Genomic DNA, 23,926 nt, shown 5'->3' on the forward strand with positions numbered 1-23,926 from the left:
CTTTATACCTATAGAATGACGATGGCTTGCGGGACATGGAGATGGCGGACACCGTGAAGTTGATGGGAGAACGAGGTATGGCCACTGGAATGAAGATAACATTTGTGATTCTCCACTATCTGAACTTCGAGGAGACGAAAGCCTGCGTTGATTCGATTGAGGCGTTGCCTACCTATGGTGCCGATGTGACCATAGTGATCGTGGACAACGGTTCAGGCAACGGCTCCTATGAGCGATTTTTGGATCTGCCCGAGAAGCCGCATGTGCATTTTCTCCATAACGAACGCAATCTCGGCTTCGCGAACGGCATGAACACGGGCTACCGGTATGCGCGTGAGGAACTCGGTGCCTCTGCCATTGCGCTTATGAACAACGACCTCGTGGTGAAACAGCGGGACTTCATCGAACAACTCGAGATGGTTGCGAAGCGAGGATATGACGTCATTGGTCCGGACATCGTCACCATGAAGACCCATACCCATACCAATCCGCAGGTACCGGAGCCAAACTACCGCAAGAGTTATCTCAAGTATGCGGCGATTCGTGCCGCGTATGCGGTGATGCCGGGAATCTATGAGCGTGTACGCGGTGCCTCCACCACTGCAGGGGATGCACGATGGGATGCGAGTGCTGAACTCTCGAAGCATGAGCATGAGCAGGTACAGCTCCACGGGGCTTGCCTCATCTTTGCCAACCGCTTCGTTCGGGAGGAAACCGAAGCGCTTGATGGCAGAACATTCCTTTACCATGAGGAGGATCTGCTATTCCAGTACTGCATGCGCAAGCAGTACCGGATTCTCTATACGCCGAAGCTGAAGGTGACCCATGCCGGTGGTGTGAGCACGGGGACTGCTGCGGGGAATGAACGCGCCAAGAAACGTGCGATACTCAGACATCATATGCATTCGCTCAGGTATGTGCTGGAAGCGGAGAAGAAGTACGGCAGATACTATCCGAAATGCTGAAGTACTCGCGGTGCGGCAGAGGGGAATCAGAAGCTGCCGGTGTAGCGCTTCTTGAAGAACTTCGCTTTGAGGAAGCTTGTCCCCTTCTTCCACCAATTGATGGATTCGGTGTGGACGGTGGGCAATTCACCGAAGTCGATGTTGTTGTGGTCGATCCACACATTGAGCAGCATCTCGCTGATGCGTCCCGGATAACGTGCGTGGAACGCCTCATACTGGTCCGGCGGCAGTCGGCGTGTAATTTCGGCGAGAATGGGGAAGACCCACGCGCAATAGGCGTCGAAGTGCTCGCGATCCATAATCATCATGTTGAAGAAGCGTGAGCTGCGCCGCTTCATGAGCTTCTTCCATTCAGACATATATTGAGGAGTCATATGGGCGAGCACCGTTTCAGCCACGTCGATTTGCTCGGCATACATGGTGTGCACGTAGTGTGAGTGAATGGTCTCGATCACGTAGTAGCGCTTCGTTGGCATGATGACTGAATGCTTAGCGAGCGTCTGTGCAAGCTCGTCGTCGTTGATTACGCGGGCGAGCGGGTCGCTGCTGCGGCCGCGTCCTTTGAAGAAGTTTCTGGTGGCGAACAGCCGGCGGTAGTGGACGAGTCCCTTGTAGTCGCTGTCGTTGTTCTTCCACAGCCAATACAGTGCCGTGAGCTCGCAGTAATACGGGTTGAGTTCGGAGATGTTGTCTCCGGTATCATCCTGCTGGATGTCGGTGAGTACGTCCGGATGGAGGGCGGCGCCTACATGAATGGGAAGGTATGCGCGGCCATGAGGAATCGGAGCCGGTTTATGCATGGCGATGCCTATGGTAATGCCCTTTTCGGGTACTTCCTCTGCCTTTCCCACAATACTTGAAGATACCGGAGGAGAGAGACGAAAACCGGGCTTGAAATCACGAAGACAGCGTTTGCAGGAGATATCGGTACAATGAGGTGACTCATTGCGAGGAGGGTGCCCGGACTACTGCCCGAGACACTCATTGAAAGATGGAACGGCAATGACGGAAGGCGAGATTCTGACGATGCGCAATCGGCTTACGGCACGCATGAAGCATGTACGGTGGTGGGAGTGGCTCATCATCGCGATTGTGGCGTGCCTGGCCGCCATCGCCGGCGTGTACGCAGTGCAGGCGGTGCAGATCCGCAATCATGAGAACACGGCCGTTGACGCCGTGAAACACGCAATATCCGAAGGTGAGCTCACCGATATGGACTCAACCGTCGAACAGATGCAGGAGGAGACCGCCGCGGCGCGCGACATCGCACACAATGGATGGTGGAATGCGGCGGCCGGACTGCCCGGAGTCGGCCACGATGTGCAGGTGATGCAGCGGATGACCGGAGTGATCGCCGATCTTGCGGAACAGACTTTGCCCCGGTATGCAAACCTTGTCAGTCAACTCGATTTCAGGACGTTGTTCCATGACGGACGAATCGACGCTGAGGCGCTTGTGGAGCTCGAGCCTGCGCTTGCCGAAGCGAACAAGTCGCTCAACGAGAAAATCGCGGAATACGACGCCATCGAACGAGCGCACATGGGCGTCGTTGCTGGCGCATACGACAGCGGCAGGAACATGCTGGCCGCAGCGAAGAAGGCCACGACGACGGCCGCGGACACCGTGCTGCCGAACATCAGGACATGGCTTGGATATGACAAGGTCCAGACGTACGCCGTGCTCGCCATGACCACGGCGGAGATGCGCGGCAGCGGGGGTCTGGTCGGGTCGATCGGCACCGTCACGTTCGACCATGGGAAGATCACCATCGGCGATTTCATGTCCAACGTGGAGTTGCTCGACTACAAGGCCACGAACGTGAACAAGGACGAGTATGCGCTCTACCAGCTTGACGGGCCGATCCATCTGCGGTACGACGTGCGCGACGTGACGAACGCGCCGTCCACCAAGCGCGTGGCGGAGCTGTTCCGGAACATCTGGAACCAGTCGCCTCTTGGCGACGGCGTGACGCTTAACGGCGTCGTGCTCGCCGACCCGGTGTTCGTGCAATCGCTCGTCAAAGCGCTGGGCGATGTGAAACTTCAGGACGGGAAGGTGCTCACCGGCGACAACACCGCGGAATACCTGCTCAACACCGTGTACAAGGATCACGCCTCCGACGACACCGACGGCGTGTTCTCCACAGTGGCCAGGGACTGCGTGAGCAGGATGATGAAAGGCGCGAGTCCGCGTGCATTCGCCTCATTCGTCAAGGATCTGCCCGCACTCACCAGATACCGGCACCTCAACGCCTACTCGTTCAACAAGTCGCTCGAGACCGTGCTCACCGAGCTCGGACTGACGGCCAACGTGCCCCGCGATGCCGCAAGGCCGCAGGTGGGCATCTATCTCACCGAGAAGAACCCTTCCAAGGTCGGGTGGTATATCAAACGTTCCACGACGGTGAAGCAGACGAACTGCGAATCGTCGGGACCGGCCACATACCATGTGGAGTACACGCTCACGAACACATTCGCCAAAGAGGAGCTGAAGGGACTGTCCAGCTATGTGACCGGTGATTGGGGCGCATATCCGGACCGTGGGGGTTCAGGCATGGAGACCATCGTCTTCTATCCGCCCGCCGGTGGCCAGCTCAAGGACTTCAGCGTGACCGGCGGCGGATCGGCGCCGACGACCGGCGCGCTCGAATGGGCTGAGGTGTTCCGCACATACGTGCAGCTGCGACCCGGGCAGACGGTCACATACTCGTTCGATGTGGTGGTGTCCGAAGACGCCACCCAGAAGCTCGAAGTGGATGAGACGCCGACCGGGCGGCAGACCGCGAACGTGCGGTACACGTATCTGTGTCCGGTCGGATGAGCTGAATCAGCCGCGGTCCTTGTGCAGCATGCTCATCATGAACGATTCCCTGAACAGGATGAGCAGTGCGCCGTATACGAGTGCGAATACGGCGGCGGCCGCGATAATCGAGAAGAACGGATTGGATTCGCGGATAAACCAGAACATGACTGCGGTGGCCGCGCTCGCGATGATCCAGGCGATGAGGATACGGCCATAGTCGGTGTGCTTGCGTACCTGTCTCAGATAGTCGCGCAGCATGTAGGCGCGCATCGCGTAGACAATCAGTTCGGTGAGGAGCAGGCCGAGCGCTGCGCCACAGATGCCCAGAAGGGGAATGAACGCGCATTCAAGCACGATGGCCAGCACAAGACCGGTGACGTTGGTGATGGTGAGGGCCTTCTCATGATCGGCGGCGATCATGTACTGGGAGAGCATCGAGCTGATCGATGTGATGAGCACAATGGGTGCGCTGACCCTTAGGGCGCTTGCGGCCCCAAGATAGTCATCGCCACCGAGGAGACGGATGATCGGTTCCGCGCAGATGACGAGGGCGGTGATGATGGCCAGTCCGAGGATGAGCAGGAAGTTGAGGTTCTTGGCCACGAGCGCCGTGGTCTTGTCCCTGTTGCCGCCGTTGGATTCGTAATAGGACATGCGGGGGAGCATGACGGAGGTGACGCCGGATCCGGCGCTGGTGCACAGGTTGCGGATCTTGAATACGAGCTGGTAGAGGCCCATCGCGAAGTTGGATGAGAAGAAGCCGAGCAGCAGCATGTCGATCTGCGAGTACATTCCGGACGTGATACTGGAGATGCTGAACGCAAGCATTCCCCTGAAATGGCGCCGGAGATTCATCTTGTACCTGCGGGAGAACGTGACGAACGAGCGGATGCGCAGCATGTTGAGCACGTTCGAGCCAGCCGATCCGATGATATTGATGACGGCGTAGGCCAGATAGTCGCCGGTCTGCCGCACGAAGATGAACATGAGCACCAGCGCGAGAAGTTTGAAAGCGATGTTGCGAACGGTGATGTACTCATACTGCTCGATGGAGCGGTAGAACCATTCGGCGCCGAAATTGTAGAGCCAGAGCATCACACTGGCGATGAACATCAAGGGGAGCTGCTCACGTGTGCGTGGTATGCACAGTATGAAGCCGATGTACGCCAGGTAGACGATGAAGGTGCTGCACAGCAGGATAAGGAGCAGCTCCTGCACCACCGTGCTGAGCTTCTCCTTATCGTCGCGCACCTTGGCGCATTCGCGCGTGCCGTACATATTGAAGCCGAGCTGCGAGACCAGCGTGAAGTAGCCCACGAAGGTGAAGGCCCAGGAGACGATGCCGTTGTTTGCCGGGCCCAGCACCCGGGACACGTAAGGGACGGTGATGAGCGGGAAGATGAATCCGGAGGCCGTCAGGATGACGTTCATGACGACGTTGAACTTGACCGACCGTATGACCGGTTTGCGCGTCTGCTTGGACATGGGAGCTCCCGCTTATACCTGATTATGCCGTGCCGCGTGGGATGCGCACTGTGCGTGTATCCGTTTACCTGTAGCCAGTGTAGTCGGCGATCAGACGGGGAATAGGGGGCGACTGCGCAGGAACGTTCGCGGCGTACTTGCGCAGAGTCTGACGTTTGGAACAGGACATGGAGGGGTCACAGTGTCCTCCATCGTAGCCAAATGATCATGGGTGGCGAAGGTGAGGGGAGGATGCTACTTTCGTTATCGAGAGACCGACGAATAGTGTCGGGGTGCGATGTATTGCATAGTGCATGGGAGAGGAACGCAAAAATGACAACGCATGGGAAGCTGCAGCCCACGAAGATACGCAACTCCAACGTGGAAGTGGTGCGGCTCATTGCGATGGTGATGATTGTGCTGAATCATGCGCCGTGGAACGCATTGCATTATGTGGATGTCGATGCCGGGTATGTGCAACGTCTTGGACCGACGCTGTTTGTTTCGTTCCTCAGTAATTGGGGAGGCGTAGGAGACTGCCTGTTTTTTGTGATCAGCGCCTGGTTCCTATGCGATGAACGGCAAAGCTACAGGAAGAACCTCTCGAGGTGTTGGCATCTTGAGAAGCAGCTGTGGTTCTGGTCGGTTGTGCTTTTCGCCGGATGTCTGACTATTTGGCATATGCGCGGAACGACGCCAGAGGGTAAACCACTTGCTGCGCTGGGTCTGAAAACCATCTTCCCGTTTGCGGCGAACATGTGGTGGTATCCAACCTCGTACATGCTCTTCCTTCTGGTCTGTCCTTTGTTGACTCGCGGTCTGCGCGCGTTACCGCGTGCACGGCACGCCGCGCTATGTGTAGGATTGCTACTCATGTTTGGCTGGACACCTGCGAGCATATTCCCGCTGAACATGATTTACTCAATAGTGTTGTTCGTCTATCTGTATATTCTGATGTGCTATGTGAAGTGGCATATGCCTGACTTTGTCGCCAATAAAGGAATCGGGTATCGTCTGCTTATTTTCGGTTTGATTCTCGGACTGGGAAGCCAGTTGATTGTTCAGTGCATCATGCCCAATCGAGCCATATGGACTGTATGGATGAACTCGCCTCGATGCATTTCGTCGATATGCGTTGCGCTGGGCATTGTTGTTCTGGCGACGACTGCACGACCGCGTCACAGTCGATCGGTGAACTATGTGGCGGCTTCGACGCTCGCGGTCTATCTGGTGTGCACGCATCCGTGCGCGGCGTTGGTGCTTGTGCCGCTGGTGGCCACTGAGCCTTCGGGCTTTGTCGGCGTCACGAAGCTAGTGGGATTGGCGTTGCTTGTCTATCTGGTGGCGCTGATGCTCGATATGCTGAGACATTGGATGTTCGGTTGGTCGATAGACCGTAATGTGCAGCCGCAGAATGCATGGATCGCCGCTACGGCGGAAAAGCTGCTCGATCGGGGTGTCAGTCTTCTCGATAGGCTGGGTGTTGTTTCCTCGCAAAGTGATGTGTCTTCCGCTGCCAGATAAGAGAATCAGTGGGGTGCATCCGGAATAACGGATGCACCCCACCGATTTGTTCGCCGAAGCATCGCAGCTTGGCAAAGAGAGAGGGCGCAGAACCTAATAGCAGATAGGGACTGGCGTTTCGATGGTTCCCTTATCGTTAATCTGTTTGGCTGGCACCCCTCCCCACGTCGTGTCAGGTTCATCAATGCTCTTGATCACGAGGGCATTGGCTCCGATGCGAACATGATCGGCTACACTTACTCCGCCGAGTACCTTGGAGTCAATCATAAGTTCGACATGATTGCCGATGACAGGATGCTCGTCATGGGCCTGCGCAATCACCACTCCAGACGTGATGCTGCAGTAGTCGCCTACGCGTGCGTTCGGATTGGTGATGATCCGTTCGCCGTGCCATATGGTAAGACCCTTGCCGAAGACGTTGAGGCAGATTTCCGTGCAGAAAGAATCCTGTACACGTTTGCAGCGAGACCACCAGTAGAGGTAAAGCAGTTTATGGATAATTGATTTATTACGATTGTTGTAATGATATTCGCTCTTTCGAAGGAAGATTTTCATTCGAATCTGCTTGCGCCTATGACGTTTGAAAGGCGATTTAGGTGCAGGTTGGACAGAGAGATCAGCGGCGATGTATTCTTTCAAATCCTGCTTTGTGACGATCATGCAGAGACTTCCTTTCGGTGAGTGTCAAATTTGCAGTATTTTGAGAAGAACAAATACTGGAACACGGGGAAGGCGGCCATCTCGTGACGCACCCATGATCCGAAGTCAGGCTCAAAGAAGAACGATGTGAGTAGGAAAGCCAGATAGATCGCATAGGAGAGGATGCAACTACTGTTGGTGATGGTACGATTGAGGATTCCTTTTGAGTACCATACCAAATAGATGGTGGCGAATAGCTGGAACGCGACAAAGGGTATGTAGGTGACGCCTTTGAAAACGAGCTCCAGGGGCAGGAGCATGCGTATCGCGTTGATGGGATAATTTACGAGCGCAATCGGCAACGACTCTCCCGGAATCAGATTAGATATCAGCGTCGCGGCGTCAGCTGCACCTTCACGGCCTTCATTGACGCCGGCACGCACGTTGGCGACATCATCGTACTGTTCGGGGAACAAGACGGAGGCGGCGATGAGGAACATGTATACGACGAGCAGAATGTACAGGTAGTATGAAATCGGTTTGATCCTGGTCGTGGATTCCTGAATATGGAAGGTGAGAATCGAAATGGCGATGAAGAAGACAGCGACCAGAACGAAGTACGATCTGAAGTAGACACTTTCAATATAGAAGAGTATTGATATGCATACTATTCGAATGGTTTTTGAAGCTTTCATTTTTGCAAAAATGAAAGCAAGAAGGAAGAAGCAGAACTGAATGGAATCCTTGCCTATGTTGAAGACATATATATTGAGTAGGACAATACAGCATAGCCAAAATAACTCTTGGTAAAAGTCGAGATTGGTATTTATGAAGATGAATACAGATACAAAGGAGGTAAGGATTATGCCGAGGATAAGGCTCCACTCTGTCATCGTACGCAAATTTAACACATTGAGAAATGTGAAAATGTTGGCGGTGGTTTCATATGATCCGGTCCATGAAGGAATTAGGCCGTCTTTGTTTACCATTGAGACAATTCGTGTATTGTCGTAAAAATACTTTCCCGGAAGGTTCAGGACAAGTATCTTTGCCACAATCATCGCAACAAAGGTGAAAATCAGGAGTGTGGTTTTCCGTCTTTGGGTGTTCACAGTAAGCTCCAATGCCTTACTTGATGATCGTGCGGAGAAGTTCAATCCATTGATCCCGAATGCTGTCGGGGGAGAACTTGCTGTTTCCTAAAGAGCTGTTCGCTGAAAACTCCTTGCGCAGCGAAGGGGAGTCGATGAGCTTGTCGATGTGCTCGATCATCGAGGCCGTATCAAAACAAGGGATGACGAAGCCGTTGACGCCGTTCTCGATAATCTCGCGGGGGCCGGTTTCGCAGTCGAAGCTGACCAGCGGCAGCTGGGCGGCCTTCGCCTCCAGAAGCACCATTGGCAGTCCCTCGAATCGTGAGGTCATTACGAAGAAGGCCGCTTTTTCGAAATACGTGTTGAGATGGCTGGTTCGTCCAGGGAACTTCAACTGCGCGTCAAGACCTTTGGCGTGCGTAAGTTCCGTAATCTTGTCATGGTCCTCTCCCTCACCCAGAACGAGCCACGTCCAGTCGGGATGTTGCGGCAGCACAGCTGCGGCGACATCGACAAGCATGTCGAATCCCTTCTGGTAGGTCAGCCGTCCTGCGCTCACAATGGTCTTGGAACCCGAGTCGTAAACGGTGGGCTCATGTATGCTCATCGGGTTGGGGATGGTGAGAATTCTGGCGCGCCGCACCTTCAGGTTCTCTTCGTACAGCTGTCGGTCTTGATCGGTCAGCGTTACGATGGCGGAGGAGAACATGCCTGCCAGCTGGCGTGACAGTTTGCGATATGGCACGTCAGGATTCTGATGGAAGTTGAAATGTTCCCAGGACACGAACTTCACACGAGTAAGCAGTTTCACTGGAACAGAATACAGATCCAGAATGCCGTCAACGTCAATGAGAACATCGATTTTGTATCGACGAACAAGTCGCGCCAATCTTGTGCATACGGTGGGGAACCGATAGATGCCGGACTTTGGTGTCTCGTTGATTTTCGTTGTTTGCACTCGGCTGTTCAGTGGAAACTTGATGTTTCCGCCGCATTCATTCAACGATATTATGACGATATTGTAATCACCGGTCTCCTGCAGCATATTGCTGATCATGCAGGTGACGCGTTCCGTTCCGCCGCTCGAGGTGATGTCATTGATGAAGAAAGCTACATTGGTCTTAGCCATTGATGCACCGCCTGTGGAGATAGAAGTGCTGCAGTTGCGCCGCTTCATGCGTGATGTCATAGTGATGCCGCTTGAGCATGTCGTTCGGAACATGCCGGGATTCGGTAGGGTGATCAAGAATCCGTGTCGCCCAGAAATCTGCGCCCTTCTGCAGCGGGAGGAAATCCACCTGTCCGGAAACGTCGGCGGAACGGGTGATGGTGTCGGACGCGAATGAAGGAAGTCCTGAAGTCTGCGCCTCGATGAGGGACACCGGCAGTCCCTCGAATAGCGAGGGAAGCAGGAATGCATCCATCGCCTGCAGATAGTCGGGAACGTTGGGGACGGAACCCGTGAAGATCACATCGTCGGCGAGGCCTTTTTCGGCAGCATGCTTTTGCAGACTCTGCTTGAGGTCTCCTTCGCCGAGGATGAGAAGTTTGGAGTTGGTAAGGCGTTTTTTGACGGCAGCAAAAATGTCGATGAGAAATGCTTGATTCTTCTGCTCGACAAGCCTGCCGATATTGCCGAGCACGAATGCGTCCTTAAGATTCAACTGCTGACGCATGCTCTCGCGTACGGTTTCGGAAAACGAATATCGGGCAGCGTCAATGGCGTTATGAATGATGGTGACTTTGTTATGGTCTACAGCATCCTGACCATACAGCCATAAAGCTGCTTCCTTGGAGCATGCGAACTTATGGGTCGGATATGACGGAAGGCGCAAGCGGAAGTAATCGCGGAATACCGTTTTCGCATTGAAGCCACGGTAGGCGTTGTGAGCGTGCGCAATGCGTACCGGTATGCCTTCCTCCTTGGCGATACGCAACGGGAAGTAGCTGCGCTCCTCCAGATGGGAATGGATGATCCGGAATTCTGGATGCTCATGCAGGAATGCGCGGAAGTCCCGCTTATACTTGCCGAACTGACCCGGATACATAGGCCCCATGCGGTAGATACGACCACCCAAGGATTGGATTTCGTCTTCATATGCTCCGATTTGCTCACGATTCACGAGGAAATCGAATTGCACCTTACTGCGATCCATATGGCGGTAGTAATTCATGATCATCGTTTCCGCACCGCCGCGATCCAAGCTGGTGATGAGGTTAAGGACACGTTCCATACGAAGGATTCCTTTCAGTTGGTGAGCGCGAGATCAGGACATGATTTGCTGGTACCACTGTTGCATGTCGCGAGCGCTGTCTCGTATTTCGTATCCCGCTTCCTTCAATACGGTCGTATGGTCGATGCCGGCACGTTTGCCTGTCTTGTTGAAGGTATCGGCAAGCGTTCTCGCCCATACTTCGGGAGATGACTTGAGGGCCACGGTGGTGATCAACTGCTTGTTGACGAAAGCCTCTTTGGTGACATGGTCGGAGGCGACAATCGGCAGTCCGGCGGCCTGCGCTTCGATGATGGTCAACGGCAATCCTTCATATAGTGAAGGGAACAGCAGGGCGTCGAAGGCACTGTACCAGGAATTTGCGTCATGACGCAGTCCCATGAAGCGCACGTGATGTTCAAGACCTAGTCTCGCGACTTTTTCCTTGACAGCATCCATCGTGTCGCCGATACCAAGAAACACCAATACCGCATCGGGAATGATTTGCAGTAAACGCTGTAAAATGTCTATCGAGAATGTCTGATTCTTTTGTGTGCTAAAACGGCCAATCTGCCCGATGACAAATTGGTTTTTGGATACGTTGATGGATTTGCGTAATTCATCACGCTTCGTATCGGTAAAAACAAAACGCTGTAGATCGATGGCGTTTCGTATGTAATGCACGTCTCCGTCATGTACGGTTTTCTTTCCGAAAAGCCACTCTGCGGAAAGAAAACCGCAAGCTACGAGATGCGTCGGATAAACTCGAGAAAACGGACGGAGGAATGTCTTCGCCGCGGTCTTGACGAACTCGTTGGGATTGTCGGTGCTATGGCTATGCGCGATGCGGATGGGAATCCCCGCTCGTTTGGCGGCCTGTAATGGGAATACGCTCAGCGCATTCATATTGGAATGGACGATATCCGGATGAATCCTGCTGAATAATTTCTCGCAAGATGCGATATATCGTGGGAGATTCTTGTAGGAAGGCACGGTGTAGATACGACCGCCGGCCTTGGAGATGTCCTTAACGGGAATGTTGTCGGAATCATCCTGCACGATGAAATCAAACTGAACTTGTTCGTGGTCGAGGAATCGGTAGTGATTCATGATGGTGGCTTCGACTCCGCCTCCCATCATACGTCCCATGATTTGAGCGACATGTATCGGCTTGTGCACGATGAGTGATCCCCCCCCCTCTAAGTCATTCCTATCTCTCTTCAATATAGTGCATGCGTTGGTCTAGTGATTACGGTCGGCCTATGCTCGTTGGTTCGTCGGCCGATGCTTGAGTGGGTGTTCTGGAGAAACGAGGCTTAGGCAGTCCGACGCCCCACCAGCACCAGCGGTTGAGTATCGGCGTGGCGATGGCACAAATAAGACAGGCGACGGCAATGACGATGAGACCGACGACGATCTGCAGGGCGAGGTGCGAAACAACCAAGGGGATGGCGATCAGCGTGAATACCAGCTTGCGGGCAATCGCCATCGAAAGACCATTCAGGCCATAGAAGATCATCGTGTTGCGCCCTATGTAGGTCAGCCATCGCCACGACGGAAGCAACCGGACAGCGAATACAGTCATGAAGGATCCGAATACGGCGGCGCAGAGGTATGGCAATTCGGCAAGGAGGATCCACCAACCCACATTATGGGTTTCGGTACGGCGAGCTAGGAAGGCGAACGCGATGAACGCAACGGTGGAGAGGATAAGCGAATACACTGCTTTTTGCTTATCGCATGCTTTGATTGCAGGAGCAAGCATCCACCCCAGCCCAACGAAGGCTATGGCCTCGGTGGCATGGAGAAGCTGGAAGGGGACATATTTGTATGTTCCTAGAAAGCTTACGGCAAACCAGATGAGGCCGGAAAAAGCGAGGATGATCGGCAACATTGATTGGTGATATTTGGAATTCTTCGTTAATCGATGCAGCCCATAGAGGGCGAGTTCACCCCAGAACAGCGCAAGGAAGAACCATAGCCCATTGGTGTTGCCCAACAGAATGTTGCCCAATTCCTTCAGTGGGGTGCCCATTGCGCCTGCGTGGAAGCTGCCTACCACCGATGGGGCGATGATGAGCAGGAGGATCTTGCCCAATGCGTAGATGGAAAAGAAGAAGTATGGGATGATGAGCCGTTTGAACCGCGAAACGAAGAACGTCCTGAAATCTTTGTTCGGATTGAAAGTGAGGCCGCTGAGTATGAAGAACAACGGCATATGGAAAAGATATACGACCCAGATGCTGCCGGTAAGATTCGGGAACCATGGATTGTCTCCGGCACCGCCGAGATGGCCGTAGAACACCAGAAGCATCGCAATACCCTTGGCTGCGTCGATCCACAAGACACGACGGGCGTTTTTGGCTGTCGTCCCCTGCATTTGCTGCAGGTTCATCGTTTGCGTATCTATCAATGCTTCAACTCGTTCCTTCAGGCGTATGGTCCTGTCATTTTCCTACGTAGTGATTGAACAGAAGTATCATATCGGAGTTGATGGATGAATGACGTTGAAAAGGCATGAGCGCTGACTCCTATAGAGGTGAGCAGCTATAGGGGCATCGCAACAAGGCATTAAAGACATGCCTATGATGGGCACGCTTGTTTGAACATAGCTTTATGCTGGTATGCGTTTCCCACGGTTCGGAGGTACGGTGCAGAAGAAAAGCATATCTTTCCTGAAGGCATCAGCGATTCAGTTCGCTTCGAAGTATCTGAATGTGGCTATTCAGCTGGTTTTGACTGCGATTCTGGCTCGATTGCTGAGTCCGGAAGAATATGGGGTGATGGCTGGGATCACCATATTCACCAGCTTGTTCTCCATTCTGGCTGACATGGGATTCGGGCCGGCGATCATTCAGTTCAAGGATCTTACGAAAAGGGACTATGGTGGCATCTTCCTGTTTTCGATAGGAATCGGTGTCGTTTTGTCTGCCGCATTCGCGTTATTAGGTTATCCGATAGCATGGTTTTTCCATGACGATTCCTACAAGTATCTATGTCTGTTGACGGTGATATCGATTTTTTTCAATGCCGTGAACATGGTGCCCAATGGATTGTTGCTCAAAGACAAAAAATTCATGTCCATAGGTATCCGTCTCATCGTTTCTACCGTGGTCGGTGGTGCGGTAGCAATCTTTTTGGCTTACCGTGGCTTGGGAACTGCGGCGTTGGTGTGGAATTTGAATGTGACCGCCGTTCTGGTTTTCGTTTGGAACTACATTACGATTCATGATCAGCTGACATTCCATGAAATCCATATCTTCCAGTCGGTGCATAAGGTGCTGCGGTATTCAATGTATCAAGCGGGTTTCAGCATCATTAACTATTTCTCGCGAAACACGGATCACCTCATCATCGGACGCTTTTTTGGGTCGACGCCTCTGGGGCTCTACGATAAGGCGTATAAACTGACATCTTATCCGATTCAGTTCGTGCCGGGTATTCTAGGCACTGTTCTGCAGCCTTATCTTTCTGAATATCAAAATGATAAGGAGAAGTTATTCCATTATCAGATGCTGCTGGTTCGTTTTCTGGCCTTGTCTGGAAGTCTGTTCATGTTCGTCTGCATATTATGTGGATCGGATATTGTAGGTATCATGTATGGACCGCAGTGGAGTAGCTGCGTGCCTCTCTTTCTTATACTGTCATGTAGTATCGCATTCCAGATGGTGATGAATGTGACCGGTGGCATCCTACAAAGTGCCGGGCGGACCGATTTGTTGTTCCGGCAGGGACTGCTGGCGACTGCGGCGATGCTGCTGCTAGTTTTTGTTGGCGCGATGGGGCATAATCTGACGATGCTGACGATATGTGTGAGTGTTGCGTTCTTCCTTCAGTTGTTCACTGTTGCGTACTATACGGCTGTTAAGGCATTTGACCGTTCCATGAAAGACTTCCTCTATCCTGTGCTACGCATCATTGGCATTGCGACATTGATTGCTATACCGCAGTTAGTGCTTCGGTACAAGATAAGGTTTGTTTTTGATAACAATGCTCTTGACTTATTGTTGTATTCTATAATTTATCTCGTGCTGTTCTGTGCGGTGTTCTTCGCTACCGGGGATCTGAAGCAATTATTGCGAATTATCAAAAAGAAGGCGTGAATATGGTAAGTGTGGCTTTTGCGGTTTCGTCATTGAGTATGGGTGGTATCGAACGTGTGACCACTACGATAGCTAATGGTCTAGCGTCGCGCGGGTTTGATGTGACGCTCGTGAACCTATCGCATCGCAAAGAGTTCTTTCCTGTGCGCACCCAGAGGCATTTGAGGCCTGGGTGGCTCTCGTATAATTGGTGGCGCATAAAACGAAAGATAAGCTATGTTTTTTGTGGTGATGACCATGGCTATACATGGGAGCCCTGGATTCGCTCTCAATTTAAAAAAGGAAAATATGATTATATTATATTAAATCCTGATTTTTTTGTGTTTTATGATATTGTAAGACAATTGCACCCAGAATCAAAAATTCTTTTATGGATGCATAATAATTACGATATTTATGTCGATAAATACTTTAAGGAACAGTTGAAGCTGCTGAAACATGCGGTGCGAGAATCTGACGGCATTATATGTCTTGAATCATATAGTGCTCAACGGTGGAGGCAGTTGAATGGAAACATTCATCTTATATATAATCCGTTGACTTTAGATGATCAAGGTCACCGTTCTTCTCTTCTGGGAAAGACGATTGCGGCTACTTCGCGTTTGGTCAAAGAACAAAAAGGGCTTGATTATCTGTTGGCTGTGGCTGAGTCTGTGCCCGATGGCTGGCAGATCTCCTTGGCGGGTGACGGTGATGATCGTGGATGGTTGCAGTCTGAAATAGAGAATAAGGGCTTAGCAGGCAAGCTCACGCTGTGCGGGGCCCTTGACGATGATGCTTTAGATGAGCATTATGCGAATGCCAGTATTTTTCTAAGTACGAGCAGGTGGGAAGGTTTCCCGCTTGTGGCTGCTGAGGCCATGAGCAGGGGCCTTCCTTTCGTTTCTTTTGACATCCCTGCAATGCGTGAGGTGACAGATGATGGCCAGTACGGTTTCCTTGTTCCGTTGGGAGATACGACACGAATGGGGGAGGTGTTGGGTGAGCTGACGGATGACGCCGATTTGCGGAGGCGCTATAGCGATCTGTCTCTTGAACGAGTGAAGGATTTCAGCTTAGACCAAGTATTGAATAAATGGGCTGAACTATTTAATGAGTAAAGATGTCTGAAGGAGGATTCAGTAGCTGTGAATGAGTTTGAAGAGGAACACCAGTCAACGAATATAAAGATAAGCGTTATAGTACCTGTTCATAACGTAAGAAACTTTTTGCCTCGATTGTTTGATTCGTTGGAGAAGCAGGATCTTACTCAGGCTGAAGTGCTGTTCGTTGACGATGGCTCAACGGATGGTTCCGGCGAGTTGCTTGATGCTGTCGCTCAGCAGCCTCATTTCGTCGTCAGGCACCAAGAGAATAAAGGTGTTGCCGCGGCGCGCAACGCTGCGTTGGATATTGCTCATGGTGAGTATATTTGCTTTGTTGATCCGGACGATGATATCAGTGATGGTTATGTTGCGGCATTGCGTGGTGCTACGGTAAATACGAAGGCTGATGTGCTGATTACAGATTGGTGGGAATGTCGGCCGGGCAAAACTGTGCCGATGAGTTTGTCGGGGACTTCGGAAGTGGCTAAAGGATTGACTCCGGAGAGTGTATGTGCCTTGGTTCTGCAATCCGACTTGGTTCTGGGGTCATTGTGGGCCAAGGCGTTTGCTGCGAAGCTCTTTGAGGGCAATCGTTTTCCGTTGCAGCGTACGTGTTCGGATTTTGTTCCGTGCATGACAGCCATTGCTAATGCGCGTACTGTAGCTTATGTACCAAATATTCATTATTCATATACGGTCTCGCGAAAAGGAAGTCTGCAAAACAGCAAAAGTGAACGGGATCTTTGTGATTTTGTCGATGTGCATGAGACAGTGGCTGTTCTTATCAAACGTCGGTATCCGGAGCTGCAGCCACTGGTCCGATTTGATTTACTGCGTAGTAAGCAGCAGGCGTGCATGTCAGCCTGTACGTCCAGCGTGATTGCGAAACGGGAACGTCGGGCTGTGTTTAAAAGATTTCACCGGGGTCTTCTCTCCGCGGTGCCTTTTATGTGGACGTCCGACTATCCGATAAAGGGGAAGCTGATGTATACGGCGGTGTCATGCGGATATGTAATGGCGAATCTTGCGATGAAGGCAAAGGGGTCTGCATGATGATGAATGACATGACGTCTCGGAAGCGTATTCGTAACTCGAGTGTTGAGTTGTTGCGCTTATATGCAATGCTGATGATTGTTGGCTTTCATTACATTATCAGTAATCCGGATATGGGCTGGCTTCTTCATCAGGAAACATCATTCACAAAATTTGTTTACCAATTCATCATTATGGGTGGAGGATGGGTAGGAAATTTCATATTCTTTACTATATCGATTTATTTTTTGTTGGATCGTGATCTCTCTCTTAAAGATAGTCTGAGGAGAGTGTGGCTCCTCGAACGTGAGATTTTGTTCTGGAGTTTTGTTTTACTGCTTGTTTTGATTGCGGCAAAGCATGAAGGTGTGTACCGCGAAAGTGTTTTCTGGCTTGTGCCAAAAACTGTCTTTCCGCTACTGACGAGTATGTGGTGATATCCGACAAGTTATGCGTTATTCTTGGTATTTTTGCCGTTCTTATCTGAGGGTGTTAAGTCTATAGGGCATAATAATCATAAACGATTAGCTATTGCTGTCTTTGTGCTATGGGGAGTTTTTGCTATGGTACCCTTCCCGTCTTTTGTGTTGAATATTAGTACCCATAATGTGTTTGTATTTATATATTGGTTTATTTTGTTATCTTACTATAAATGGTATCTAAATATCTCTTCGAAAAAAGCTATTCTATTGATAGTCTCTGGTCTTTTGATAGAACTTATTTATTGGTCATTTGCAACCGTTTTCTTTGAGTCCACTGGCAAGAAACCTAGACTACAGAACTTCATCTTCGACGGCTGGAAGCTACCGTCGATGATGATCGGCTTCGGCTTGTTCGTTCTCTGTTACCGCCATCCGTTCCATAATCGCTTCGTGAATTATTTGGCGGCTTCTGCAGTCGGTGTGTACCTGATTCATTACCAGCCGGGAATCTTCCGAATGTGGACGGGATGGTTCCCGTTGAAAGAGGCATATACCTCGGCTCATCCGATCTTGCAGGGCGCCGCAATCGTCGTAGGAGTGTTTGTGGCGTGCCTTGCGTTGGATCTGCTTCGCCAAACGCTCTTTAGGATGACGATCGACAGGCATGCAGGAAAATGGTTCGAGAAGCTATATGCTCGTGTCGAATCGAGACTATCCCGAAAATCGAGCGCGAAGCACTCGAAGGGATCAGCCATTGAAGAAGGCTGATGAACTCTTCTGGCAACGATTGACGCCGCGCCTTGCGCGTTCACCGCTTCCCCGCATACACTTCCTTGTCGATGACCTCCGCAAACGCCTCGTTCACCTTGGGCCGCACGACTTTGAGCGAGGGTGTCAGGCAGCCGTTGTCCTGGGTGAGCTGGACGGGGAGCACGGCGAACTTCCTGACCGATTCGGCGCGTGAGACGTCGGCGTTCGCGAGGTCGACGTAGCGCTGGATCTCGGCGACCGTTTCCGGCAGCGCGGCGACCTCGTCGATCGTCAGGTCCGCCGGCAGCTTCTGCGTCGGCAGCCAGCTGGCCACGCCTTCCGGGTCGAGCGTGACGAGGGCGGAGACGAATGGATGTCCGTCGCCGATGACGACGGCGTATTCGACGATCGGGCATGCGCTGATCTGCTGTTCCATCGGAATCGGGGAGACGTTCTTGCCGCCGGCCGTGATGATGATGTCCTTCGCGCGACCGGTGATCGTGATGTGACCGTCGTCGTCGATCCGCGCGAGATCGCCGGTGCGCAGCCATCCGTCTTCGGTGAGCGCTTCGGCCGTCTTCTCGGGAAGGTTGTGGTAGCCGCGGAACACGTTCTGCCCGCGCACTTCGAGCTCGCCGTCCGGGGAGATGCGCACCGACGAGCCGGGCACCGGCTGGCCGACCGAACCGATCGCGAGGTCCTCGACGCGCGTGAACGCGAACGGGGCCGCCGTTTCGGTCATGCCGTAGCCCTGGATCATCGGAATGCCGATGCCGTTGAAGAAATGCAGCAGGTCGTCGCTGATCGGCGCGCCGCCCGACGCGAGATACTTGATTCGGGGACCGAAGGCCGAGCGGATCGTGCGGTAGACGGTCGTCTCGTACTTCGCATGTTCGGCGCGCTGCCTGAGCATCGGCTTGACGCCGTCCTGCTCCATCCTCGACCAATCGATCGCCGCATCCGCCGCTTTGAGGAACATGCGGCCTTTCCAACCGGTGCCGGCCTTGCGCGACGCCGCGTTGTACACCTTCTCGAACACGCGCGGCACGGCGAGCACGAAGGTCGGCTGGAAGACCTGCATGTCCTTGGGCAGCGTCTTCGTGTCTCCCAGATAACCGACGACGCCTTCGTCGGAGGCGATCGTGAAATACTGGATCATGCGCGCGAAGCAGTGCGCGAGTGGCAGGAACAGCAGCAGGCGCGCCTCGCCTTCGATGACCTTCGGCATGCACTGCTGCGCCGAACGTGTGATGCTCGTGAAGTTCCTATGCGTCAGCTCGACGCCCTTCGGCGTGCCGGTGGATCCCGACGTGTAGACGATCGTCGCCAGATCGTCGGCGCGTACAGCGGCGATGCGTTCGTCGAGCTCCTCATCGGAGATCATGACGCCGAGGCCTTCGAGCGCCTCGAGCGCCTTCGCGTCGAGCATCAGGATGCGTTCGAGCGTCGGGCAGGCGTCGATCACCGAATCGAGCGCGTCGAAACGCTGCTGATTGTCGGCGACCGCGAGCTTCACGTCGGCGTCGTTGAGGATGCGCTGCGCCTGCGCGGCGGAATCGGTGTCGTAGATCGGCACCGTCACGGCACCAATCGCGGCGAGCGCGAAATCCAACAGTCCCCATTCGATGCGCGTCGCCGAGAAGATCGTGACGGTGTCGCCTTTCGCGATGCCGAACTGGATCAGCCCCTTCGCGATTGCGCGGACGCGGGCATTGAAATCGCCGGATGTCATCGTCGTCCATGTACCCGTCTTGTCTTTGTATTCGGCGAGTGGAAGGTCAGGTCCCGTCTTGGCGATGCGGTCGGTGAGCATCGAATAGACGGTTGCGGAATCGGAGACGGTGAGCGCCGCGCCGGGCGTCGTGTATTCGGTAAGCATGGAGGGTCCTGTCCTGAAAACGTTCGCGTAAGCTACGCCATCGTAACCGGCATGCACGTGGCGCGGCATTGTACGAAGAAACAAGAATCGCGAGAACCACTTTGTGTGAATGGACAAGTGATCTGCGGCGCCCGGAACGTGCCCAGCGTCACGAAAAAGTCGCACAGCGCCTCTGTTCAGCGCGGCGCGATGCTGCTAGATTGACGAATGGTCTCGCATCGCGCGCCGAGGAACGAACAATCGAAGCTCAGGAGGAACGATGGTCGACAAGCGGCTTTTCACGCTCGTACCGGGAGTCAGGAAACTCGTCATAGGCAAGATTGTCTTCCTGTGGATCGGGTTGCTCGCGGACATCGCGCTCGCAGCGAGCGTCGTCGGCATCGTCGCGCCGCTCGTCCGCTACGCCGGCGACGATCTTGCGTTTGCGGTGGACGTCACGGAGTTCTGGCCGTCGGTCGTCGTGTTCCTCGTTATCGCCGTCGTGCGCTTCGTCGCGCATAGGTTCGCGACGAAGCTCGGCACCCTGGCCGCGGAGCGCGTCAAGCTCGGCCTGCGCTCGGCGCTGTACAGGAAGATGCTGTCGCTCGGCCCGTCGTACGCGCAGCACACGCGCACGTCGGACGTCGTGCAGCTCACCGGCGAAGGCGTCGATCAGGTGCAGAGCTTCTTCGAATCGTTCCTGCCGCAGCTCGGCTTCGCGATCCTCGCGCCGCTGACGTTGTTCGCCGTCATCGCGCCGATCAACATGCCGACCGCCGTCACATTGCTCGTCTGCGCGCCGCTCATCGTCATCATCGTCGGCCTCATCGCGATGCGCACGGCGAAGACCTTCCGCAAATACTGGGGCAAATACACGGACATGGGCGCCGTGTTCCTTGACGACCTGCAGGGGCTCGAGACGCTCAAGACCTTCGACGCGGACGGCCGCGCGGCCGAGAAGATGAACCGCGAGGCCGAGGAGTTCCGCGTCATGACGATGCGTGTGCTGCAGATCCAGCTGCGCTCGCTGACGGCGATGGACGTCGTAGCCTACGGCGGCGCCGCGGCCGGCATCTTCGTGGCCGTCTGGCAGTTCATGCACGGCGGCAATCAGGCCTTCGGCGACCTGTTCGGCTCGGAGCCGCGCCTCGCCGATCCGCTGCTCGGCCTGTCCGGCGTCCTTTTCGTCATCCTGATGGCCGTCGACTTCTTCCTGCCGCTGCGCCAGCTCGGTTCGTACTTCCATGTCGCGATGAACGGCATGACCTCCAGTAAACGCATCTTCGCGCTGCTCGACGTACCCGGGCCGACCTATGGCACGCAGACATTGCCGGCCGACACCGATCTCGGCGTACGCGCCGAAGCGCTCGGATTTGCCTACGGCAGCGACGACACCGCCAAGTCGGCGCTGCATGACGTCACATTGACGATGGCGGCGCGCTCGCTGACGGCGATTGTCGGCGCATCGGGATCGGGAAAATCGACATTGGCGGCGCTCGTCGCCGGCGAACTCGAAGGATATACGGGCTCGCTGCGGTTCGTCGACGGCGGCGCGACGGTCGAGCTGCGCGACTGCAGCGAGGACGCGCTGATGCGCGCCGTCTCGATCGTCGGCGCCCGCAGCCATCTGTTCGCCGGCACGCTGCGCGACAACCTGCTGATGGCGAAGCCGGACGCGACCGACGAGGAACTGCGGTGCGCGCTCGCGGACGCCCACATCCTCGACTTCATCGACGCGCAACCCGACGGATTGGACATGCGGATCGGACAGGACGCGGCGAACCTCTCCGGCGGCCAGCGCCAGCGCGTCGCCGTCGCTCGTGCACTGCTGCGCGACACGCCGATCATGATCTTCGACGAGGCGACGAGTTCGGTGGACGCGGACAGCGAACGGCTCATCATGGAGACGGTGCACAAGCTCGCGGCGCATAAGACGGTGCTGCTCATCACGCACAGGCTCGCCGACGCCGTCGCCGCCGACGACATCGCCGTATTCGCCGACGGCGGCTGTGTGGAGACCGGCGCTCACGACGCGCTCATCGCCGCCGACGGCGTGTATGCGACGATGTTCCGCGCGCAGACGGACGTCGAACGGGTCGGCAAGCGCACAGGACACGCGGGAATCCGGTATGCGCAAAGCGTGGCGGCGCAGCCGACGGAACAGACTCGTGTCACGAAGGGCGCCGGTCCTGCCTCGTCGGCAATCGCGTCGATGTCAACGTCGGATAAGTCGGCAAAGAAGGATACGCCGCGCGAGATGTCGACGATGCGGCTCGTCGCGCGGCTGCTCGGTCAGGTCGGTTCGCTGCGACCGCTGATGATCGTCGCCTGCGTCTTCGGCACACTCGGCCACGTCGCCGCGACCTTCCTGCCGGTCTTCGGTACGATGGCGCTGTTCGCGGCCTTCGACAAGCCGGTATGGGGGATGAGCGCCGGCTGGGCGCTTGCGCTGATGATCGTCTGCGCACTCGTTCGCGGCGCGATGCGCTACTGCGAACAGTACATGAACCACAATCTGGCGTTCCGGCTGCTCGCGTTGTTCCGCGCGAAGATGTTCGCGGCGCTGCGCAGGCTCGCGCCGGCGAAGCTCGCCGGCAAAGGCAAGGGCAACCTCGTCTCGATGGTCACGACCGACGTGGAGCTGCTCGAGATCTTCTTCGCGCATACGATCTCGCCGACCGTCATCGCAATCTCCACGACTCTCATCTACACGGTCGCGCTGCTGTTCCTCAGCCCGTGGTTCGCGCTGCTGCTCGTCGTGGCGCATCTGTTCATCGGAGTCGTCGTGCCGAAGCTGTTCGCCGGGGCTCTGCACGGCGTCGGCGGCCGCATCCGCAAGGAATCGGCCAGATTGGACGACATCGTGCTCGACGACATGCATGGCCTGGAGCAGATCATCCGCTTCGGACGGGGCGAGGCGCAGCTCAAGCGGATCGAGCGCAGCTCGCGTGCGCTGTGGGCGCAGCGCGTCGAGCTCAGCGCACGCAACGCGACCTACGGTGGACTCGACCACGTCATCATCGTGCTCGTCTCGGCATGCGCGGCGTTCCTGACGCTCGCGCTGGCGTTGACGACGAACGCCGACATGGCGTCCGCGGTGACGGCGCTCGTGCTCGTCGTCAGTTCGTTCGGACCGACGCTCGCATTGAGCGCGCTGCCGGCGAGTCTGACGCAGACCTTCGCGTCGGCGCGGCGTCTGTTCGCGCTGATGGATGAGACGCCTGCGGTCGTCGAACATGGCACGCTCGCGCCGCAGTACGACGGTATGCGGATGGACGATGTGACCTTCGCGTATGACAGTGCCGCGTCGCCGGTGCTCGACGACGTGACGCTCGACGTGCCGGTCTCGGGCATCCTCGGTCTGCAAGGGCCGAGCGGGCGCGGCAAGTCGACGATGCTCAAGCTGCTGATGCGGTACTGGGATCCGCAATCGGGCGTTATCACGCTCTCCGGGGACGCATTGCCGTCGGTGGATGCGCATACGCGCCGCAGACTGCAGACGATGATGAGTCAGGAGACGTATCTGTTCGACGGATCGATCGCGAACAACCTGCGCATCGCGAAGCCGGATGCGGACGATGATGAGATTCGCGAGGCGCTGCGCAAGGCGTCGGCGCTGCAGCTCGTCGAGAGTCTGCCACAGGGCGTCGAGACTTCGGTCGGTGAACTCGGCGGCCGGCTTTCGGAGGGTGAGCGTCAACGCATCGGTCTGGCGCGGATGTTCCTGCGCGATGCGCGGCTCTATCTGTTCGACGAGCCGACGAGTCGCCTCGATTCGCTCAACGAGGCCTATATCCTGCAGTCGATCAACGGTCTGGTCGAGGAAAGCGGCGCCGCCGTCGTGCTCGTCTCGCACCGGGAATCAACGATGAAGATCGCCGACGAAGTGCGCGTGGTGTGAGGACGTGCCTCACCGAACGGTGAAAAGCGCTGAGGGCGGTTCATACAATGCGCGAACCGCCCTCAGTCGTTCGT

General features: G+C 55.0%; 18 protein-coding genes. 9 read left to right on the plus strand and 9 right to left on the minus strand.

The genetic code is table 11. From position 1 onward, the window contains the following. Positions 1 to 35: 35 nt before the first annotated feature. The gene (locus BCHO_RS05905) at positions 36 to 965 is read left to right on the plus strand and encodes a glycosyltransferase family 2 protein (protein WP_024541181.1); all 930 of its coding nucleotides are present in this window, start codon (positions 36 to 38) and stop codon (positions 963 to 965) included. Between the two features lie 26 nt (positions 966 to 991). Here BCHO_RS05905 and BCHO_RS05910 read toward each other — a convergent pair whose 3' ends face one another. After that, positions 992 to 1,816: a DUF4422 domain-containing protein gene (locus BCHO_RS05910; RefSeq protein ID WP_024541180.1), complete on the minus strand. Its 825-nt coding sequence runs from the start codon at positions 1,814 to 1,816 to the stop codon at positions 992 to 994. A 151-nt stretch (positions 1,817 to 1,967) separates the two neighbouring features. On the opposite strand from BCHO_RS05910, the gene BCHO_RS05915 reads away from it, so the two are divergent. Further along, positions 1,968 to 3,785: a DUF4012 domain-containing protein gene (locus tag BCHO_RS05915; protein WP_051354896.1), complete on the plus strand. Its 1,818-nt coding sequence runs from the start codon at positions 1,968 to 1,970 to the stop codon at positions 3,783 to 3,785. A gap of 6 nt (positions 3,786 to 3,791) precedes the next feature. Here BCHO_RS05915 and BCHO_RS05920 read toward each other — a convergent pair whose 3' ends face one another. Then, positions 3,792 to 5,252 (minus strand): flippase, encoded by a 1,461-nt coding sequence (locus BCHO_RS05920; protein ID WP_024541178.1) that lies wholly within the window; start codon positions 5,250 to 5,252, stop codon positions 3,792 to 3,794. Between the two features lie 312 nt (positions 5,253 to 5,564). Here BCHO_RS05920 and BCHO_RS05925 point away from each other — a divergent pair, with 312 nt between their 5' ends. After that, positions 5,565 to 6,755: an acyltransferase family protein gene (locus BCHO_RS05925; protein ID WP_024541177.1), complete on the plus strand. Its 1,191-nt coding sequence runs from the start codon at positions 5,565 to 5,567 to the stop codon at positions 6,753 to 6,755. 93 nt (positions 6,756 to 6,848) lie between these two features. Here the strand turns inward: BCHO_RS05925 and BCHO_RS09065 are convergent, their stop codons facing one another. From BCHO_RS09065 to BCHO_RS05955, 6 genes are all read right to left on the minus strand, one after another. Beyond that, on the minus strand, positions 6,849 to 7,415 hold the full coding sequence (locus BCHO_RS09065; RefSeq protein ID WP_051354895.1) for a hypothetical protein: 567 nt from the start codon (positions 7,413 to 7,415) through the stop codon (positions 6,849 to 6,851). Then, positions 7,412 to 8,506: a hypothetical protein gene (locus tag BCHO_RS05935; protein ID WP_152595879.1), complete on the minus strand. Its 1,095-nt coding sequence runs from the start codon at positions 8,504 to 8,506 to the stop codon at positions 7,412 to 7,414. The genes BCHO_RS09065 and BCHO_RS05935 overlap by 4 nt, the downstream gene beginning before the upstream one ends. A gap of 16 nt (positions 8,507 to 8,522) precedes the next feature. After that, the gene (locus BCHO_RS05940) at positions 8,523 to 9,617 is read right to left on the minus strand and encodes a glycosyltransferase family 4 protein (protein ID WP_024541175.1); all 1,095 of its coding nucleotides are present in this window, start codon (positions 9,615 to 9,617) and stop codon (positions 8,523 to 8,525) included. Then, positions 9,610 to 10,722 (minus strand): glycosyltransferase family 1 protein, encoded by a 1,113-nt coding sequence (locus BCHO_RS05945; protein WP_029675572.1) that lies wholly within the window; start codon positions 10,720 to 10,722, stop codon positions 9,610 to 9,612. Before BCHO_RS05945 ends, BCHO_RS05940 begins: the two co-directional genes overlap by 8 nt. Positions 10,723 to 10,755: 33 nt before the next feature. Further along, positions 10,756 to 11,850 carry a glycosyltransferase family 1 protein gene (locus BCHO_RS05950; protein WP_237743050.1) on the minus strand — a complete coding sequence of 365 codons (1,095 nt, stop codon included), beginning with the start codon at positions 11,848 to 11,850 and terminating at the stop codon, positions 10,756 to 10,758. 100 nt (positions 11,851 to 11,950) lie between these two features. Next, positions 11,951 to 13,096, minus strand: coding sequence for an acyltransferase family protein (locus BCHO_RS05955; protein WP_024541172.1), 1,146 nt, complete (start codon positions 13,094 to 13,096; stop codon positions 11,951 to 11,953). A 256-nt stretch (positions 13,097 to 13,352) separates the two neighbouring features. On the opposite strand from BCHO_RS05955, the gene BCHO_RS05960 reads away from it, so the two are divergent. The 5 genes from BCHO_RS05960 (at position 13,353) to BCHO_RS05975 (ending at position 18,111) form a co-directional block, all read left to right on the plus strand. Next, positions 13,353 to 14,804: a lipopolysaccharide biosynthesis protein gene (locus tag BCHO_RS05960; protein ID WP_024541171.1), complete on the plus strand. Its 1,452-nt coding sequence runs from the start codon at positions 13,353 to 13,355 to the stop codon at positions 14,802 to 14,804. A 2-nt stretch (positions 14,805 to 14,806) separates the two neighbouring features. Further along, the gene (locus tag BCHO_RS09070; protein ID WP_081707978.1) at positions 14,807 to 15,904 is read left to right on the plus strand and encodes a glycosyltransferase; all 1,098 of its coding nucleotides are present in this window, start codon (positions 14,807 to 14,809) and stop codon (positions 15,902 to 15,904) included. 27 nt (positions 15,905 to 15,931) lie between these two features. After that, positions 15,932 to 16,942: a glycosyltransferase family 2 protein gene (locus BCHO_RS09075; RefSeq protein WP_160271592.1), complete on the plus strand. Its 1,011-nt coding sequence runs from the start codon at positions 15,932 to 15,934 to the stop codon at positions 16,940 to 16,942. Further along, the gene (locus tag BCHO_RS05970; protein ID WP_024541168.1) at positions 16,939 to 17,358 is read left to right on the plus strand and encodes a hypothetical protein; all 420 of its coding nucleotides are present in this window, start codon (positions 16,939 to 16,941) and stop codon (positions 17,356 to 17,358) included. Before BCHO_RS09075 ends, BCHO_RS05970 begins: the two co-directional genes overlap by 4 nt. A gap of 375 nt (positions 17,359 to 17,733) precedes the next feature. Continuing rightward, positions 17,734 to 18,111, plus strand: a complete 378-nt coding sequence (locus BCHO_RS05975; protein WP_024541167.1) for a hypothetical protein — start codon at positions 17,734 to 17,736, stop codon at positions 18,109 to 18,111. Positions 18,112 to 18,151: 40 nt separating this feature from the next. On the opposite strand, the gene BCHO_RS05980 is transcribed toward BCHO_RS05975, so the two are convergent. Beyond that, the gene (locus BCHO_RS05980) at positions 18,152 to 19,972 is read right to left on the minus strand and encodes an AMP-dependent synthetase/ligase (protein WP_024541166.1); all 1,821 of its coding nucleotides are present in this window, start codon (positions 19,970 to 19,972) and stop codon (positions 18,152 to 18,154) included. Positions 19,973 to 20,231: 259 nt separating this feature from the next. On the opposite strand from BCHO_RS05980, the gene BCHO_RS05985 reads away from it, so the two are divergent. Beyond that, complete coding sequence (locus BCHO_RS05985; protein WP_024541165.1) at positions 20,232 to 23,852, plus strand: thiol reductant ABC exporter subunit CydD/CydC; 3,621 nt, start codon at positions 20,232 to 20,234, stop codon at positions 23,850 to 23,852. The last annotated feature ends 74 nt before the right edge of the window (positions 23,853 to 23,926 follow it).

Source organism: Bifidobacterium choerinum, assembly GCF_000741135.1.
Taxonomy (GTDB): Bacteria; Actinomycetota; Actinomycetes; order Actinomycetales; family Bifidobacteriaceae; genus Bifidobacterium; species Bifidobacterium choerinum.